15 protein-coding genes are annotated in these 15920 nt (G+C 70.9%); 10 read left to right on the forward strand and 5 right to left on the reverse strand.

The annotated features are described in order from the left end of the window. Nucleotides 1-16 precede the first annotated feature (16 nt). From KNO15_RS09955 to KNO15_RS09965, 3 genes are all read left to right on the forward strand, one after another. A complete protein-coding gene (locus KNO15_RS09955) occupies nt 17-835 on the forward strand; it encodes a phosphate ABC transporter ATP-binding protein (protein ID WP_241703560.1) in 819 nt (272 codons plus the stop codon). 98 nt (nt 836-933) lie between these two features. After that, a complete protein-coding gene (locus KNO15_RS09960; protein WP_241703561.1) occupies nt 934-1239 on the forward strand; it encodes a hypothetical protein in 306 nt (101 codons plus the stop codon). A gap of 62 nt (nt 1240-1301) precedes the next feature. Continuing rightward, on the forward strand, nt 1302-1754 hold the full coding sequence (locus tag KNO15_RS09965; RefSeq protein WP_374113159.1) for an acetyltransferase: 453 nt from the start codon (nt 1302-1304) through the stop codon (nt 1752-1754). Here KNO15_RS09965 and KNO15_RS09970 read toward each other — a convergent pair. Together KNO15_RS09970 and KNO15_RS09975 are read right to left on the reverse strand one after the other, a co-directional pair. Then, nucleotides 1751-2296, reverse strand: a complete 546-nt coding sequence (locus KNO15_RS09970) for a gamma carbonic anhydrase family protein (RefSeq protein ID WP_241703565.1) — start codon at nt 2294-2296, stop codon at nt 1751-1753. The genes KNO15_RS09965 and KNO15_RS09970 overlap by 4 nt on opposite strands. A 91-nt stretch (nt 2297-2387) precedes the next feature. Further along, nucleotides 2388-2567, reverse strand: a complete 180-nt coding sequence (locus KNO15_RS09975; RefSeq protein ID WP_241703567.1) for a hypothetical protein — start codon at nt 2565-2567, stop codon at nt 2388-2390. Nucleotides 2568-2630: 63 nt separating this feature from the next. Here KNO15_RS09975 and KNO15_RS09980 point away from each other — a divergent pair, with 63 nt between their 5' ends. The 4 genes from KNO15_RS09980 to KNO15_RS09995 all read left to right on the forward strand — a co-directional run bounded on the left by KNO15_RS09980 (nt 2631) and on the right by KNO15_RS09995 (nt 5944). After that, nucleotides 2631-3374 carry an esterase/lipase family protein gene (locus KNO15_RS09980; RefSeq protein WP_241703569.1) on the forward strand — a complete coding sequence of 248 codons (744 nt, stop codon included), beginning with the start codon at nt 2631-2633 and terminating at the stop codon, nt 3372-3374. A 104-nt stretch (nt 3375-3478) separates the two neighbouring features. Then, on the forward strand, nt 3479-3865 hold the full coding sequence (locus tag KNO15_RS09985) for an META domain-containing protein (RefSeq protein ID WP_241703570.1): 387 nt from the start codon (nt 3479-3481) through the stop codon (nt 3863-3865). 25 nt (nt 3866-3890) lie between these two features. Further along, the gene (locus KNO15_RS09990; protein ID WP_241703571.1) at nt 3891-5315 is read left to right on the forward strand and encodes a glutamate decarboxylase; all 1425 of its coding nucleotides are present in this window, start codon (nt 3891-3893) and stop codon (nt 5313-5315) included. Nucleotides 5316-5326: 11 nt separating this feature from the next. Beyond that, on the forward strand, nt 5327-5944 hold the full coding sequence (locus KNO15_RS09995; protein ID WP_241703572.1) for a YrhK family protein: 618 nt from the start codon (nt 5327-5329) through the stop codon (nt 5942-5944). Here the strand turns inward: KNO15_RS09995 and KNO15_RS10000 are convergent. After that, on the reverse strand, nt 5917-6822 hold the full coding sequence (locus KNO15_RS10000; RefSeq protein ID WP_241703573.1) for an SDR family oxidoreductase: 906 nt from the start codon (nt 6820-6822) through the stop codon (nt 5917-5919). The two genes, KNO15_RS09995 and KNO15_RS10000, sit on opposite strands and share 28 nt — an antisense overlap. A gap of 121 nt (nt 6823-6943) precedes the next feature. Here KNO15_RS10000 and KNO15_RS10005 point away from each other — a divergent pair, with 121 nt between their 5' ends. Continuing rightward, entirely contained in the window at nt 6944-7504 is a 561-nt protein-coding gene (locus KNO15_RS10005; RefSeq protein ID WP_241703574.1) for a helix-turn-helix domain-containing protein, read from the forward strand. Nucleotides 7505-7588: 84 nt separating this feature from the next. Here the strand turns inward: KNO15_RS10005 and KNO15_RS10010 are convergent, their stop codons facing one another. Beyond that, a complete protein-coding gene (locus KNO15_RS10010; protein ID WP_241703575.1) occupies nt 7589-8581 on the reverse strand; it encodes an aldo/keto reductase in 993 nt (330 codons plus the stop codon). Nucleotides 8582-8694: 113 nt separating this feature from the next. On the opposite strand from KNO15_RS10010, the gene KNO15_RS10015 reads away from it, so the two are divergent. Together KNO15_RS10015 and KNO15_RS10020 are read left to right on the forward strand one after the other, a co-directional pair. Next, nucleotides 8695-9648 carry a hypothetical protein gene (locus KNO15_RS10015; protein ID WP_241703576.1) on the forward strand — a complete coding sequence of 318 codons (954 nt, stop codon included), beginning with the start codon at nt 8695-8697 and terminating at the stop codon, nt 9646-9648. Nucleotides 9649-9951: 303 nt separating this feature from the next. Further along, the gene (locus KNO15_RS10020; protein WP_241703577.1) at nt 9952-14658 is read left to right on the forward strand and encodes a DUF7507 domain-containing protein; all 4707 of its coding nucleotides are present in this window, start codon (nt 9952-9954) and stop codon (nt 14656-14658) included. Between the two features lie 51 nt (nt 14659-14709). Here the strand turns inward: KNO15_RS10020 and rimK are convergent, their stop codons facing one another. Beyond that, nucleotides 14710-15900 (reverse strand): 30S ribosomal protein S6--L-glutamate ligase, encoded by a 1191-nt coding sequence (gene rimK, locus KNO15_RS10025; protein ID WP_241703578.1) that lies wholly within the window; start codon nt 15898-15900, stop codon nt 14710-14712. Between the last annotated feature and the right edge of the window lie 20 nt (nt 15901-15920).

Below are 15920 nucleotides of genomic sequence, written 5' to 3' on the forward strand. Positions count from 1 at the left end.
TCGAAAGAAGCCCTCGATGTCCGCCACCGCCCCGCTCGCACCGCCACCGCCGACCTCCGCCCTCGCCGGGCTGGACGCGCGCAACATCTCGGCGTGGTTCGGCGACCACCTCGTGCTCGACCGGGTCTCGCTGACCATGAACGCCGGTGAGATCACCGCGCTCATCGGCCCGTCGGGCTGCGGCAAGTCGACGTTCCTGCGCATCCTCAACCGGATGCACGAGCTCATCCCGTCGGCCTCCCTCGCCGGCGAGGTCCTGCTCGACGGCGAGGACATCTACGACCGCGGCCGGCGCCTCGTGGACGCGCGGAAGAGCATCGGGATGGTGTTCCAGAAGCCCAACCCGTTTCCGGCGATGTCGATCTACAACAATGTCGTCGCCGGGCTCAAGCTGACCGGGATGCGGGCGACGCGCGGCGAGAAGGACGAGCTGGTCGAGAGCTGCCTGGCCAAGGCGGGTCTGTGGAACGAGGTCAAGGACCGCCTGCGCTCGCCCGGCGGCGGCCTGTCCGGAGGGCAGCAGCAGCGCCTCTGCATCGCCCGCTCCCTGGCCGTGCGCCCGCGCGTGCTGCTCATGGACGAGCCGTGCTCCGCGCTGGACCCGACCTCCACCCGTGTCATCGAGGAGACCATGCTCGAGCTGGTCTCCGAGGTCACCATCGTCATCGTCACGCACAACATGCAGCAGGCCCAGCGGGTGTCCGACCGTTGCGCGTTCTTCCTGGCGGGAGCCGGGCGTCCCGGTGCCATCGTGGAGTACGGCGACACCGACGCCATGTTCGGCGACCCGCTCGACCCGCGCACCTTCGACTACGTCAACGGCCGCTTCGGGTGATCGATCCGCGCTGTCTACTGTGACGGCCGCGGATTCTGGAGTATGTTTCGCATTTTTGGGTTCTTCTAAACAGGGCGCGTCCGTGAGACCATGCCCACATGAAGGATTCTCACGGTATTGATGTCGCTGAGCCCGCGTCCGCTCACGGCCCCGGTCGTGCGCCTGCAGGAATCCCACTGACCATCCGCCTGGGCGAGCGCGAGTTCGCAGCGCTGGTCCGAATCGCCCGCCATCGCGAGACCACGGCGGCAGAGCTCGTCGAACAGCTGGTGCTGCACGCGCTCAGCCGGACCGATGTGCCGCCTCCCGCCGAGTCGCATCCCGCCCGCAAGCACACCACCTACGAGGAGGCCACCGCCGGTTTCCGCGCCGACACCGGCGTGCACACCCCGGCCGACCTGTGATCGCGGGCGTTCGGTAGTGTGGTGGCTCCCGCCGTCACCAGAGGAGCCACGCCATACCCGCCGTGAAGATCCGGCCGACGCTCGGGCCGGTCGAGTATCCATCTCTCGTGGCGATCTGGCGTCGAGCGGTCGATGCGACGCACGACTTCCTCGACGACGCCGATCGCGACCAGATCGAAGCGCGTCTCCCCGCCGACTACTTCCCGGCCGTCACGCTGTCGGTCGCTGAGCGCGACGGCCGGCCGGTGGGGTTCTCGGGAGTGCACGGCGACAGCCTCGAGATGCTGTTCGTCGACGCCACGGAACGCGGCGGAGGTGTCGGCAGCGCCCTCCTCGCACACGCCGTCGAGCTGCAGGGCGTCACCCGGGTCGACGTCAACGAGCAGAACGGGCCCGCCGCCGCCTTCTATGAGCGCCGCGGATTCGAGGTGGTCGGCCGCAGCGAGCGCGACGACGCGGGGCGCCCCTACCCGCTGCTCCATCTGAGCCTCGACCGGCCGACGGCGCAGCGCTAGTCGTCGAAGCCCGCGCTCAGCCGTCGCATGAGTTCGCGCATGGAGGTGTCGCGCGGCACGCCGTACATCGTCCCCGGAAAGTCCAGCTCGCGCTGAACCGTCCACAGTTCGTCGTGACGGTCGGGTGAGAACAGCCGAGCCGGATCTCCGGCCGCGATCCAGCCGATCGGGACCACGGAGTCGGGCGGCAGCACGGAGTTGACCTGGAGCACCGCGTGGATGCGCAACTCGGACCGTGCGCCGACGACCGCGCCGGCGAACACGCACGCGCCCGTGGCGACGAACACCTCGTCCCCGATGCGGCATCCCGTGACATTGGTGTGCGGGCCGATGAGCACGGCGTCGCCGACCGTCAGGGGATGCTCGGCCCGCCCCCGCAGGACCGCGTGCTCCATGACGAGCACGTCCTCCCCGAGCGTGATCGGGCCTCCAGAGCCGTCGAGCACCGCCCCCGCCAGTACGCGCACGCCCGCGCCGAGTGTCACGTCCCCGCTCACCACCGCGCTGGGCGCCACCGTCGCCGTCTCATGAACTCGCACCATCCCCACACCCTAGGTCCGCGAAGGGCGAGTAGACGCCCCTTCCGAACGCCGAAAGGGTCAACGACGTGCCCCTCTGCGGCATCGGGTACCGCTACTGGTGCTCCGAATGGCCGAGCGCGTGCACCGGGATGCCGAACGAGAGCGCGACGCAGACGATCCCGGCGAAGAAGACCAGCCCCTCCCACGCGGGCAGGGTGTCGGCCAGGCCGAGGAGGAAGAGCCCCACCAGGAAGAGGAGGAAGCACAGGATGAATGCGATCACATCGCCCATGCCGCAACTATCCACCCCGCCCCTCGGCTTGGCAAGAGCGCCCGCACGCGCGAAGCTGGCCTGGTGGAGCAGCGAACGACGCAGACGCGGCCGGGCCGGGTGCACAGGCTCCACCTGCTCCGCAGGATCGGGGTGCTGCTGGCCGACTGGGAGTACGTCCTGCGGCACCAGCTGCGGGCGGCGTTCGACCGCGGCGAGCCCGCGGCGCTCGTCGACGACAACGGCACCGGGGAACCCGTCGTGCTCCTGCCGGGGATCTACGAGACCTGGCGATTCCTGCACCCGCTGGCCCGCCGCCTCCATGCCGCGGGGCATCCCGTGCACGTCGTCGCCGCCCTCGGTGACAACCGGATGTCGCTGCAGCAGGCCACCGACCGAGTCGAGCGCCATCTGCTCGAGAACCACCTGGGCGACGTGACGATCGTCGCCCACAGCAAGGGCGGGCTCGTGGCGCGCGCCCTCCTCAGCCGGCCGGAGACGGCAGCGCGCATCCGGCGCGTCGTCGCCATCTCGACTCCGTTCTCCGGGTCGGTGCTGGCCGGCTGGATCCCGATCCCCGCCGTTCGCGCGCTGCGGCCCGACGGCCCGGACCTCGCCCGGCTGGCGGCGGCCGACGTCGACGTCACCCGCATCGTCTCGATCTGGGGGTGGTTCGACCCGCACATCCCGGGAGGCTGTGCGCTGCCGGGCGCGCGCAACATCGAGGTGCCTGTCGGCGGCCACTTCCGCATCCTGGGCAGCCCGCGCGTGCTCGCCCTCGTGGACGACCTCACGGACGACACCGGCGACGGGCCCGGCGGCGGCTGACCCGCTCGCGACGCACCCTGTTGCGCATTCGCCGCACACCGCTATCCTCGGCCTCGTGAAGGACGGTCCGCCCGCGCGGCGGACGGCGGACGGGGAGGGCGACCATGACGCGAACGATCCGGAGGGCGCCCGCCGGCCTGCTCGGCACCTGCGCCGTCGCCGTCGCCGTCATCGGTCTTCTCGCGGGCTGCGCGGGCACCCCGAGCGGTGCGGCGGTCGTCGGCAGCTGGGGGTCGACCGCCGCGAAGCAGCCCAACCTCACGATCGAGAACGACGGCGCCTTCTCGGGCACCGACGGCTGCAACCGGCTCACCGGCCGCGGCTCGATCGACGGCGACAGCATCACGTTCGGGCCCATCGCCAGCACCATGATGGCGTGCACCGGGGTCGACGAGTGGCTGGGCAAGGCCGTCACCGGAACGGCCAAGGGCAGCACCCTGGTCGTCTACGACCTCAGCGGAAACCAGATCGGAACACTCGACAAGAAGTGATCCGCGGGACCGGAAGGGGGCGCGCATGGCGCGGCTCGAGTCAGACATCCCATCGACGAGCGGGGACACCCGGCTCGCCCCCGCCTACACCGGGCGGCTCTCGCGCAAGAGCCCGCCGAGCACCCTGCCCGACGACGCGACCGACCCGGCCTCCACCTATCGGCTGATCCACGACGAGCTCCTGCTCGACGGCAGCTCGCGGCTCAACCTCGCGACCTTCGTCACGACGTGGATGGACCCGGAGGCCGAGATCCTCATGGCCGAGGCGTTCGACAAGAACATGATCGACAAGGACGAGTACCCGGCGACCGCCGCGATGGAGCGCCGCTGCGTCTCGATCGTGTCCGACCTCTTCCACGCCGAGCCGGGGGAACCGACGGGCGCCGCGACCATCGGCTCGAGCGAGGCGGTCATGCTGGCGGGCCTCGCGCTCAAGTGGCGCTGGCGTGCACGCCGCTCCGGGACGACAGGGGGTACGGGGCAGGGAGGCGTACCCAACCTGGTGCTCGGTGCGAACGTGCAGGTGGTGTGGGAGAAGTTCTGCCGCTACTTCGAGGTCGAGCCGCGCTATCTCCCCGTGGCGAAGGGCCGGTACGTCATCACGCCGGAGCAGGTGGTCGACGCGGTGGACGAGAACACCATCGGCGTCGTCGGCATCCTCGGCACGACCTACACGGGCGAACTGGAGCCGATCGCCGAGATCTGCGCCGCCCTCGACGCGCTGGCGGCATCGGGCGGCCCGGACGTGCCGGTGCACGTGGACGCCGCGAGCGGCGGCTTCGTGGTGCCGTTCCTCGACCCCGACCTGGAGTGGGACTTCCGCCTGCCGCGTGTGGTCTCGATCAACGTCAGCGGCCACAAGTACGGACTCACCTACCCGGGCATCGGGTTCGTGGTGTGGAGGTCGCCGGAGCACCTGCCGGACGACCTCGTCTTCCGCGTGAACTACCTCGGCGGCGACATGCCGACGTTCACGCTGAACTTCTCGCGACCGGGCAACCAGATCGTCGGGCAGTACTACAACTTCGTGCGGCTGGGCCGGGCGGGGTTCACCGCGATCATGGAGGCGCTGCGCTACATCGCTCTGCGGATCTCGTCGGGCCTCGCCGAGGACCCGGTGATCGACATCATCACCGACGGGTCGGCGATCCCCGTGCTGTCCTTCGCTCTGAAGGAGGGCACTCCCTACACGGTTTTCCAGGTCTCGCACGAGCTCCGCGCCCGCGGTTGGCAGGTGCCGGCGTACACGATGCCCGCCGACGCGACGGACGTCGCCGTGCTGCGGATCGTCGTGCGCGACGGCTTCAACGCCGATCTGGCCGACGACCTCGTGAACGACGTGCGCGCGGTCTGCGCCGAGCTCGGCGAGCAGGCGCAGAAGGCGGGTGCGACCGACGCGGGCGCGAAGGCGACCGAGTCGGCCAGGACCAAGGCGCACTTCGCGCACTGAGCGGAGCGGGCGTGAGCGGAGAGGGAGGCGCCTGGGAGCGGAACCGCGTTCTGCTCTCGGACGCCTCCTTCGCCGTGGGCTCGGTGTGCTTCGCGTTCGCCGCGCTCCCGTCGATCGCCGCCGCGCTCGGGGCGATCGCCACGAACGTCGTGTTCGTGATCGGGTCGATCTTCTTCACGGCGGGAGCCGGGCTGGCGCTCGGCCTCCCGAACCGTAGTTCGTCGGTGATCCAGTTCGTCGGCACACTGTTCTTCAACGTCAGCACGTCGCTCGCGCTCGCCGCGGCGATTCCGGCCGGAGCCGCCGGCAACAGCGGCTGGCGCCCGGATGTCTACGGTTCGATCTGCTTCCTCGTGTCGAGCGTGCTCGCCGTGGTCGCGCTCGCGCGGCAGCGGGCCGACGCGCGGGACACCGCGGGAGGCTGGCTCAACCTCGCCGGCTCCGTGCTGTTCGGCTTCGCCGCCGTCGGGGCGTTCGTGCTGCCAGGCACGCAGGCCCTCCTGAGCCCGTTCTGGACCGGGGTCGGCACCGTGGGCGGCGCACTGTGCTTCCTGGTGGCGGCGCTTCTCGGGCTCCTGCCGACGCCGTCCCGGGCTGGCGGTCAGCGCGCGGCGACCGCGTCGAAGTAGGCCCCCGACGCGAAGTCCTCCAGCAGGGTCGGCCCGGTCGGCTCCCACCCGTAGCGCTCGCGGGTGATCGCGCTGGAGGCCGGGATGTCCATGCCGAAGAAGCGGCCGATCCAGCCGAAGTGGGCGTCGACGTCCTCCGGTGCGATCGACTCGACCGGGAGGCCGAGCCCGCTCCCGATCGCCTCCGCGATCTCGCGGGTCGGGATGCCCTCCTCGCCCACGCCGTGGACGCGGGCCGCGGGTGTCGCCTGCTCCAGCGCGAGCCGCACGAGGTGCGCCGCGTCGAGCCGGTGCACGGCCGGCCAGCGGTTGCCGCCGTCGCCGACGTAGCCGGCCACCCCCTTCTCCCGGGCGACGCGCACGAGTTCGGCGCTGAAGCCGTGGTCGCCGGGGCCGTGCACGGTCGGCGAGAACCGCAGGGCGACCGGCCGCACGCCGCGGTCGGCGTACTCGAACGCGAACGCCTCGCCGCCTCCACGGGGAGCGTCGACGCCGACGTACGGGGAGGCGACGTCTTCGGTCAGCACCTCGCCCGGGCGCGCCACGATGCCGGACGCGAAGAGGAACGGCCGGTCGGAGCCTGCGAGCTCGTCGCCGATCGTGGCGACGACGGCGCGCTCGGTGCGGCCGGCGCCCGCGTAGTCGGAGAAGTTGTGCTTGAAGCCCAGGTGGATGACGGCATCCGCTGCGGCGGCGCCCGACCGGATGCTCTCCAGGTCGTCGAGCGAGCCCGGTACCGGCGTCGCGCCGGTGGCGAGGATGCGCTCGGCGGAGGCGTCGGAGCGGGCGAGGCCGGTCACCTCGTGGCCGGCGGAGATGAGTTCGGGGACGACGGCGGATCCGATCCAGCCGGATGCTCCTGTGACGAAGACGCGCATGAGGATGACCTCCAGAGTCGGTGGTGCGATGATGTCAGTGACTGTCGTCAGTGACTGACGTCACGATACCACTGATGTCAGAACCTGTCATCACCTGGTTGGGAGCCGCTACACTTGCGGGGTGGGACGCTGGACACCGGACGCGCGCGGCCGCCTTGCGCAGGCGGCCATCGAGCTGTACGCCGAGCGCGGCTACGAAGGCACCACGGTCGCCGACATCGCCGAGCGCGCGGGCGTCACCGAACGCACGTTCTTCCGGCACTACGCCGACAAGCGCGAGGTGCTCTTCGCCGGATCGTCGGCGATGCAGGAGGCCGTGCTGGCGGCGATCGCCGCCGCGCCGCGCGACGCGCCACCCTTCGCGGTCGCGGCCGACGGGATGCGCGCGGCCGCCGCGCTCATCGACAGCGGCGGCGGTGACTTCCCGCGCAGGCGCTCGGCGGTGATCGCGGCGAACCCGAGCCTCCAGGAGCGCGAGCTGCTCAAGCTGGCGTCGCTCGCCTCGGCCAGCGGCGAGGCCCTGCGCGCCCGCGGCGTCGCCGAGCCGGCGGCCAGCCTGGCGGGCCAGGCGGCGGTGGGCGCCTTCCACGTCGGCTTCGCCCAGTGGATCGCCGGGCCCGTCGACGCCACTCTCGCCTCTCACGTCGACGCCGCCCTGCGCGTCCTCCCGACTCTCGCCTGACGCACTCCGCGAGCGGGCCGGCGGGGCACGCCGTCATGGCGCGTCCCGCCGGCTCGTCTCGGCTCAGGCGTGGGCCGTCGTCACTCAGGCGAGGGCGGCGTCGATCGCGGCGAGCTCGTCCGCGGTGAGGGCGGGCCCGCGGAGGGCGCCCAGGTTCTGCTCGAGCTGCGCGACGCTGCTCGCGCCGATGATCGCCGACACGACGACCGGCTCCCGCAGCACCCACTGCAGCGCCAGCTGCGCGAGGGTCTGACCGCGGCCGACCGCGATCCCGTTCAGCGCGCGCACCTTCGTCAGCAGGTCGTCGGTCAGGTCGGATTCGTGCAGGAACACGCTCGTGACCGCTCGCGAGCCCTCCGGCACGCCGTTCAGGTAGCGGTCGGTGAGCATCCCCTGGGCGAGTGGAGAGAACACGATCGCCGCGGCGCCCGCACTCTCCACGGCCTCCAGCGTGCCGTCTTCGACGTGCCGGTCGAACATCGAGTAGCGCGGCTGGTGCAGCAGCAGCGGCGTGCCGGCGGCCGCGAGCAGTGCGGCGGCCGCCTCGGTCTGCGCCGGGTCGTAGTTCGAGATCCCGGTGTAGAGCGCCTTGCCCTGGGCGACGGCGGTCGTCAGCGCGCCCATCGACTCCTCGAGCGGAGTCTCCGCGTCGGGGCGGTGGTGGTAGAACACGTCGACATAGTCGAGACCGAGCCGCTTCAGGCTCTGGTCGAGCGACGACAGAAGGTACTTGCGCGAGCCGGAATCGCCGTACGGGCCGGGCCACATCAGGTAACCGGCCTTGGTGGAAACGACGATCTCGTCGCGATACGCGCGGAGGTCGGTGGCGAGGATGCGACCGAAGAACTCCTCGGCGGCCCCCGGAGGCGGCCCGTAGTTGTTCGCGAGGTCGAAGTGCGTCACGCCGAGATCGAACGCGCGCAGCACGATCGCGCGCTGCGTGTCGAAGGAACGGGCGGTGCCGAAGTTCTGCCACAGGCCGAGCGACAGCGGAGGCAGCCGGAGCCCGCTGCGCCCGGCGCGGCGGTAGGTCATCGAGTCGTAGCGGGCGGGGTCGGCGACGAAAGCTGAGGGCATGGGCACCAGCCTAGGGCGCACCGCCGGCACCGCCGGCACTGCCGTCGGGGTCGCGGCCCCGGCCCCGCAGACGGGTGAGGCGAACGTCGGCGTACCTGAGTACCATGCCTGCCATGGACACCATCGAGTGGCTCCTCGACTCCGATCCGAGCATCCGCTGGCAGGTGCTGCGCGATCTGGCCGGTGCGTCCGACGAGACCGTCACGGCCGAACGCGACCGCGTGGCGACCGAAGGCTGGGGCGCTCACCTGCTCAACCTGCAGGGTCCGGACGGCACCTGGGACGGCGGCGTCTACCGTCCGGGATGGGCGCAGGAGGACCGCCCGTTCTTCGACGCGTGGACCGCGACCCACTTCGTCCTGCAGCAGCTCATCGCCTTCGGCCTCGACCCGCAGCATCCGCGCGCCATCGAGGCCGTTTCGCACGTGCGCGACCACGTGCGCTGGGATCACGCGGGCGAGCCGTACTTCGACGGGGAGACCGAGCCCTGCATCAACGGGATGGTGCTCTCGGCCGCGGCCTACTTCGGGCTGGACGGCTCGCACGTCGCCGGCACGCTGGCCGCCGACCGGCTCGCCGACGGGGCCTGGAACTGCTGGGCCGGTTACGGGGCCCGGGTGTCGTCGTTCCACTCGACGATCTGCGCGGTCGAAGGGCTCGCGGCGTGGCTCGCGACCGGCCTCGCCGAGGGCGCCTCCGCCGAGGCCACGGCCGATGCGCTGCGGACGGGCGAGGAGTACCTCCTGGAGCGACGGCTCTTCCGCCGGCTGAGCACCGGCGCCGTCGCCGACCCGCGGATGACCCTGCTGAGCAACCCGGTGCGCTGGTTCCACGACATCCTCCGCGGGCTCGAGCACTTCCGCAGCGTCGGCCGCAGGGACCCTCGGCTGCAGGAGGCCGCGGAACTGCTGCGCTCGAAGGCCGACGCCGACGGCCGCTGGAACCTCGAGAACCGGCACGAGGGACCGACCTGGATGGACTTCGGCGACAACGAGGGCATGCCCAGCCGCTGGCTCACTCTGCGGGCCCTGCGCGTCCTCCGGTGGTGGGACGCCGCTCCGGAGTGACCCGCTCGACGCGCATCGGGCCGGGGGAGGCCCGTGTCACGTGCGGTGATCGTCGGGTGAAGCACGGCATGAAGCAGTCGTGAGCGACGCCTCTCGGCACGACCGGCCGCGGCGTTCCCCCGCCGTGTCAGCATCCACGGAAATCCTCGCTGATCGGGCAGCCTCCGACGACTCGCCGGTCTGTTCGCGGCGCTGAACCGAGCGCACCCCCTCCGCCGAGCGCCACTACCGTTCCCCTAACCAACAGGGGGGAAACCGGATCCGGTGGCGAAGCTGAGAAGAACGAAGTCGATGCTCGGGCGTGTGACGGCAGGTCTCGTGAGCCTACTGCTCGTGGTCGTCGGGCTGGTCGCTGTGACCCAGACGGCAAGCGCTGCACCGACGGATCAGCAGTGCGCCTACGCCACCCCGGGCACGGGAGATTACGCCCGTACGCTGTGCTGGCTGGACATGAGCGCCTACTCGGCGGCGGAGGCCGCGGCCGGCGGACAGCAGATGCAGGTCAAGCTCCCCGGCGGCTACACCCTGACGTACGACATCATCCAGACGGGCCGAACGCTCACGGCGACCACCTTCCCGACGTGGAGGAACGCCTTCCTGGGGCGTGACGACGACGCCATCCCCGGGTCGCCCGGCCAGTACCAGGGCGTCTCCGGGCGTCCCGCTCTCTATCAGGTGGCGAGCCCGACGACCGACTCCAGCATCTCCATGAGCAACATCACCCTCACCGACGCGGATGGCAATGCGGTCAGGGCATTCGCGATCGTCGCGGCCGACGCCGAATCGACGGACAGCGGCGAATCGCTCGTGTTCTCCTCCGACAAGCCGATGCGGCAGATCGCACCGATCGGAAACGCCTGCCCGGACGAGTTCTCCGGGCTCGGGACGACCACGGTCACGTGTCACAGCACCGACGGCGTACCGCGCACCGGGACGGCCATGCTCGCGGCGGACAGCCCCACGACCCTGACCCAGACTCTGAAGAGCACCATGATCCAGGGCGTCGCGTTCGGCGTCCTCATCTCCAAGGTCGTCCTCAGCAAGACCGTCGCCAGTCGCGTGAGCCCGTCCGACTCCTTCGGGGTGAGCGTGACGTCCCACGAAGGGCTCGAGCTCGCGTCGGCGAACACGGGGACGGCTTCGACAGCGACGACGGGTGAGGTCGAGACCATCGCCGCCGAGCCGTCCGATCCCTTCACGCTCGCCGAGACCTCCACCGGAGGGAATCCGATCACCGCGTACGACCAGTCCTGGTCGTGTACGAGGAACGGGGCGCCTGACGCCTCGCTGCCCTCGGGCGCGGCGGGCGCCTCAGCGCAGGTGATCCTCTCGATCGGGGACATCGTCGACTGCACCATCACGAACACCGCCCTGTCCGGCAGCCTTCGCCTCCAGAAGGACGTCGGCTCCATCGTGGACGTCAACGGAAACGGGATCCGCGACGCCGGCGACCAGGCGAACTATGTGTTCAGCGTGACGAACACGGGCGCAATGCCGATCGAGAACGTCGCGGTCGGCGACCCGGGTGTCGGCCCTGTCACGTGCTCGGCGACGACCCTGGCACCCGGCGCCACCACGACCTGCGCGGCGGTCAATCCGTACACCTTCACCGCCGCGGACGTCGCACGCGGTTCCTTCACGAACACGGCGACAGCCACGGGCAATCCCCTGGGAAGCTCGACGGTCGTCACGTCGAACTCTTCGGCCACCACGACGACGCTGGAGACCGCGAATGCGGCCCTGGCCCTCACCAAGACGGCCGACCCGGCGACGATCGGCGCGCCCGGTAGCGTCATCACGTACGACTACGCCGTCCGCAACACGGGCAATGTGGATGTCAGCGCCCTCGCGATCGTCGAGTCGGCCTTCTCCGGGTCGGGCACCCGTCCGGTGCCGGTCTGCCCGGTCACCGCGCTCGCTCCGGGCACCTCCACCACCTGCACGGCGACGTACACCGTGACCCAGGCCGACCTCGATGCCGGAGCGGTGACCAACACCGCCCATGCCACGGCCCGCGACCCCCAGAGCGCAACGGTCGACTCCCCGGACTCGTCGGCGACGGTGACCGCGACACCGACCCCGAGCATCTCGCTCACGAAGTCGGTCACCCCCGATGACGCCGCGTCCTTCGTGGTCGGACAGAAGCTGACGTACTCCTTCGTGGCCACGAACACCGGCAGCGTGACCCTCACGAACGTCGGCATCACCGAACAGGCCTTCAGCGGCACCGGCGGTGCGGTGAACCCCGTCTGTCCCGCCGGCGCGCCCATCCCGCCGCTGGGCCAGGTCAGCTGCACCGCGACCTACACCCTCACGCAGGCCGATATCGACGCGGGCGATCTGACGAACACGGCGACGGCGCACGGCTCGCCCCCGACCGGACCCGCCGTCGATTCGACGCCGTCCACCGTGGCTGTTCCGAGTGATGCGGCGCCGGCGCTCGAACTCCAGAAGTCGGCCACCCCGGCCACCGCGGCCGCCGCGGGCGACGTCGTCGACTACACGTTCACCGTCACCAACACCGGCAACGTGACGATGAAGGACATCTCCATCGCCGAGACGGCGTTCTCCGGTTCCGGTCCCGTTCCCGCGGTCAGCTGTCCTGCTGCTGCCGCGACGATGCTGCCCGGCGCCCGGGTGGTGTGCACGGCGAGCTATGCGCTCACCGCCCTCGACGCGGACCAGTCCCAGCTCCTGAACACGGCGACAGCGAATGGCACGCCGCCGGCGTCTGCGGGAGGACCGGTGACCAGCGCCCCGTCGACCGCCGCCGTCGCGATCAGCGAAAGCCCGGCCCTGACCCTGGTGAAGACGGCGAGCCCGCTCCAGGCGACCGCCGCCGGGCAGACAGTCACCTATTCGTTCGCCGTGACGAACACCGGCGACGTGACCGTGGGCGGCATCGCGATCGCCGAAGCCGCCTTCTCCGGTTCGGGTTCGGTGCCGACACCGAGCTGCCCTGCCGGGGCCGCGTCCCTCGCTCCGGGAGCCACCGTCACCTGCACCGCGACCTATGCCGTCACGCAGGCGGACGCCGACGCCGGGGGGATCGACAACAGCGCCACGGCCGGCGGCACGTCGCCCTCCGGTGGCTCGGTCACCTCGAACGAGTCGCAGAATGTCGTGCCGATCGCGCCCGATCCCGCGGTGACGCTGCAGAAGACCGCGTCCGTGTCCAACGTGACGGCGGCCGGCCAGACCCTCACCTACACCTTCCTCGTCACCAACAGGGGAAACGTCACGCTCTCGAGCGCGGATGTCGTCGAAGGCCGGTTCACCGGACACGCGATCCTCAACCCGGTCTGCCCGCCGGGGATCACCTCCATCGCGCCAGGTGAGAGCATCAGCTGCACGGCCGACTACGTCGTCACCCAGGCGGACATGGACGCCGGGTCGATCCAGAACACCGCCACGGTCTCCGGGCGCACACCCGGTGGCGCGGCGATCACGACTCCGCCGTCGACCGTCACCGTCACCGCCCAGCCCGCCCCCGCACTGGAGCTCCAGAAGTCGGTGACTCCGGCGGCGATCACCGTCGCCGGTCAGCCGGTCACCTTCCACTTCCTGATCACGAACACCGGCAATGTGACGCTCAGCGACGTGACCGCGGTCGAAGGGTCCTTCTCGGGTGCCGGACCGACGCCGACCGTCACCTGCCCGGCAGGTGCGGCATCGCTGGCTCCGGCGGCCTCGGTGACCTGCATGGCCCAGTACACCGCGACGCAGTCCGATGTGGACGCCGGGACGGTGACGAACGACGCCACCGCGACGGGGGTCCCGCCGGCCGGAGGCACCCCCAGCGTCTCGCCGTCCTCGTCTGCGACGTTCAACGTCGTCGAGTCTCCCGCACTCGACATCGTCAAGAGCGCCAGCCCGACGACGATCACACGTTCGGGCGAACTGGTCGTCTACAGCTTCGTCGTGACCAACACCGGCAACGTGACGATGTCGGACGTCGCGGTCGTCGAGGGATCGTTCTCCGGCACGGGAGTGGCTCCGGTCGTGCAGTGCCCGGCCGATCCGATCGTCCTCGCTCCCGGTGACACGATCACCTGCACGGCGACCTACACGGCGACCCAGTCGGACGTCGACGCCGGAAGCGTCGACAACGCGGCCACGGTCCAGGGGACTCCTCCGTCGTCGCCCGGCGTGCCGATGACCTTCGGGCCGGCCTCGAGCAGGTTCGGTGCGACTCCGGAACCGGCGATCAGCATCGTCAAGTCGGCGACCCCCTCGGACGCCGCCTCATTCGTCCCCGGCGCGGTCATCACCTACACCTTCGTGGTGACCAACACGGGCAACGTGACGCTCGACGGCATCCAGGTGTCGGACTCCGGGTTCACGGGCGCAGGCGCGCCTCCGGTTCCGGATTGCTCCGGCGCGGCGACCACCCTCGCGCCGGGGGATCAGACCTCGTGCACGGCGACCTACACCGTGACGCAGGCCGATGCCGACGCGGGCGGAATCACCAACTCGGCGACCGCGAGCGGCATCCCGCCGGCGGGCGGCAGCCCAATCGAGAGCGAGCCGTCGACGGTGATCCTTCCCCACGACGCCGCGCCCGCCCTCGAACTGGTGAAGACGGCGACGGTCTCCGGTTCGGAGATCGCGTACCGGTTCGCCGTGACGAACACGGGCAACGTGACCGTTCGGAACGTGACGATCGCCGAGGGCGCGTTCTCGGGCACCGGCAGCTTCCCCGCCATCGACTGCCCGGCCGGCGCGAGCGCCCTTGCACCCGGTGAGGCGATCGAGTGCACCGCGACCTACGCCACGACCGCTGCCGACCGCAGCGCAGGCTCGATCAGCAACACCGCGACGGCGGGAGGCGACACGATCGGCGGTCCGGTGACCTCGTCGCCCTCCTCGGCGCGCGTCACGCTGGCCGCAGCGGCGGCATTGGCGCACACCGGCATGGAGATCGGCGACATCCTCTGGCTCACGGCGCTCTTCGTGGGAATCGGAGGCGCACTCGTGGCAGGCGGGTACCTGCGCCGCCGCCGGTCCTGACCGACGGCCACGGCGGTGGGCGGCGAGCAGCCGCTCCACCGCCGCCGCGGCTCACGCCTCGACCAGCGGCTCCTTCGGCAGGCGGCGCACCTTCGTGCGGCGCTTGCGCCGGTCGGGGATCATCGACCGCATCTCCTCCAGCTTGCCGAAGCAGAGCAGGCGGTCGCCCGCCTGCAGCTCGACGCCGCTGCGCGGGTTCGGGATGACCGTGGCACCGCGGTGCAGGGTCAGCACCGTGATGTCGCGGTCCCACAGACCGGACTCCTTGATCGACTTGCCCACGAGGTCCGCGTTGCCGTGCACGAGCAGCTCGGCGACACCGTAGCCGCGGGAGACGCTCAGCCGCTGGCGCACGTCGATCTCGGGGAACGCGACCTGGTTGTCGATGAAGTCGATGATCGCGCCGGCGACGTCGAGGCCGGTGGCGCGCTCGATGCCTTCGAGGCCTGGGGAGGAATTGACCTCCATGACCAGCGGGCCGTCGTGGCCTTCGAGCATGTCGACGCCGGCGACGCGGAGGCCCATGATCTGCGCGGAGCGCACGGCGGCCTCCTCGTACTCGGGGGTCAGCTCCACCTTCTCGACGGTGCCGCCGCGGTGCACGTTGGAGCGGAACTCGTCGCCGCTCGCGACCCGGCGCATCGCCGCGACGACGCGGTCGCCGACGACGAGGGCGCGGATGTCGCGGCCGCGGCTCTCGGCGATGAAGCTCTGGATGAGCACGTTCTGCTTCGTCGAGTGCAAGGTCTCGACGATCGACTCCGCGATCTTCGCCTCCGGCGCGAGGATGACTCCGATCCCCTGGGTGCCCTCCAGCAGCTTGATGACGACCGGTGCCCCGCCCACCTGCTCGATCGCCATGCGCACGTCCGCGCGGCTGTTCACGAACGTGGTCGCCGGCATGTCGATGTTGTGGCGGGAGAGGATCTGGTTGGCGCGCAGCTTGTCGCGCGAGTTGGTGATCCCGTTGGCCGTGTTCGGGGTGTACACGTCCATCTGCTCGAACTGCCGCACCACCGCCGTGCCGTAGTACGTGATCGAGTTGCCGATGCGGGGCAGCACGGCGTCGTAGTCCGACAGCAGTCGGCCCCGGTACTGCAGGTCGGGCTCGTCCCCGGAGAGGTCGATCGCGAACCGCAGGGTGTTGAGCACCTTGACCGTGTGGCCGCGATCTCGCGCCGCGGCGCGCAGGCGCTGGGTCGAGTACGCGTGCGGAGCGCGGGAGAGGATGGCGAGCTTCATCGAGGGATCCTGCAAAGATA

Origin of the sequence: Leifsonia shinshuensis, from assembly GCF_022606355.1 — a bacterium.
In the GTDB taxonomy this organism is placed as follows: domain Bacteria; phylum Actinomycetota; class Actinomycetes; order Actinomycetales; family Microbacteriaceae; genus Leifsonia; species Leifsonia shinshuensis_B.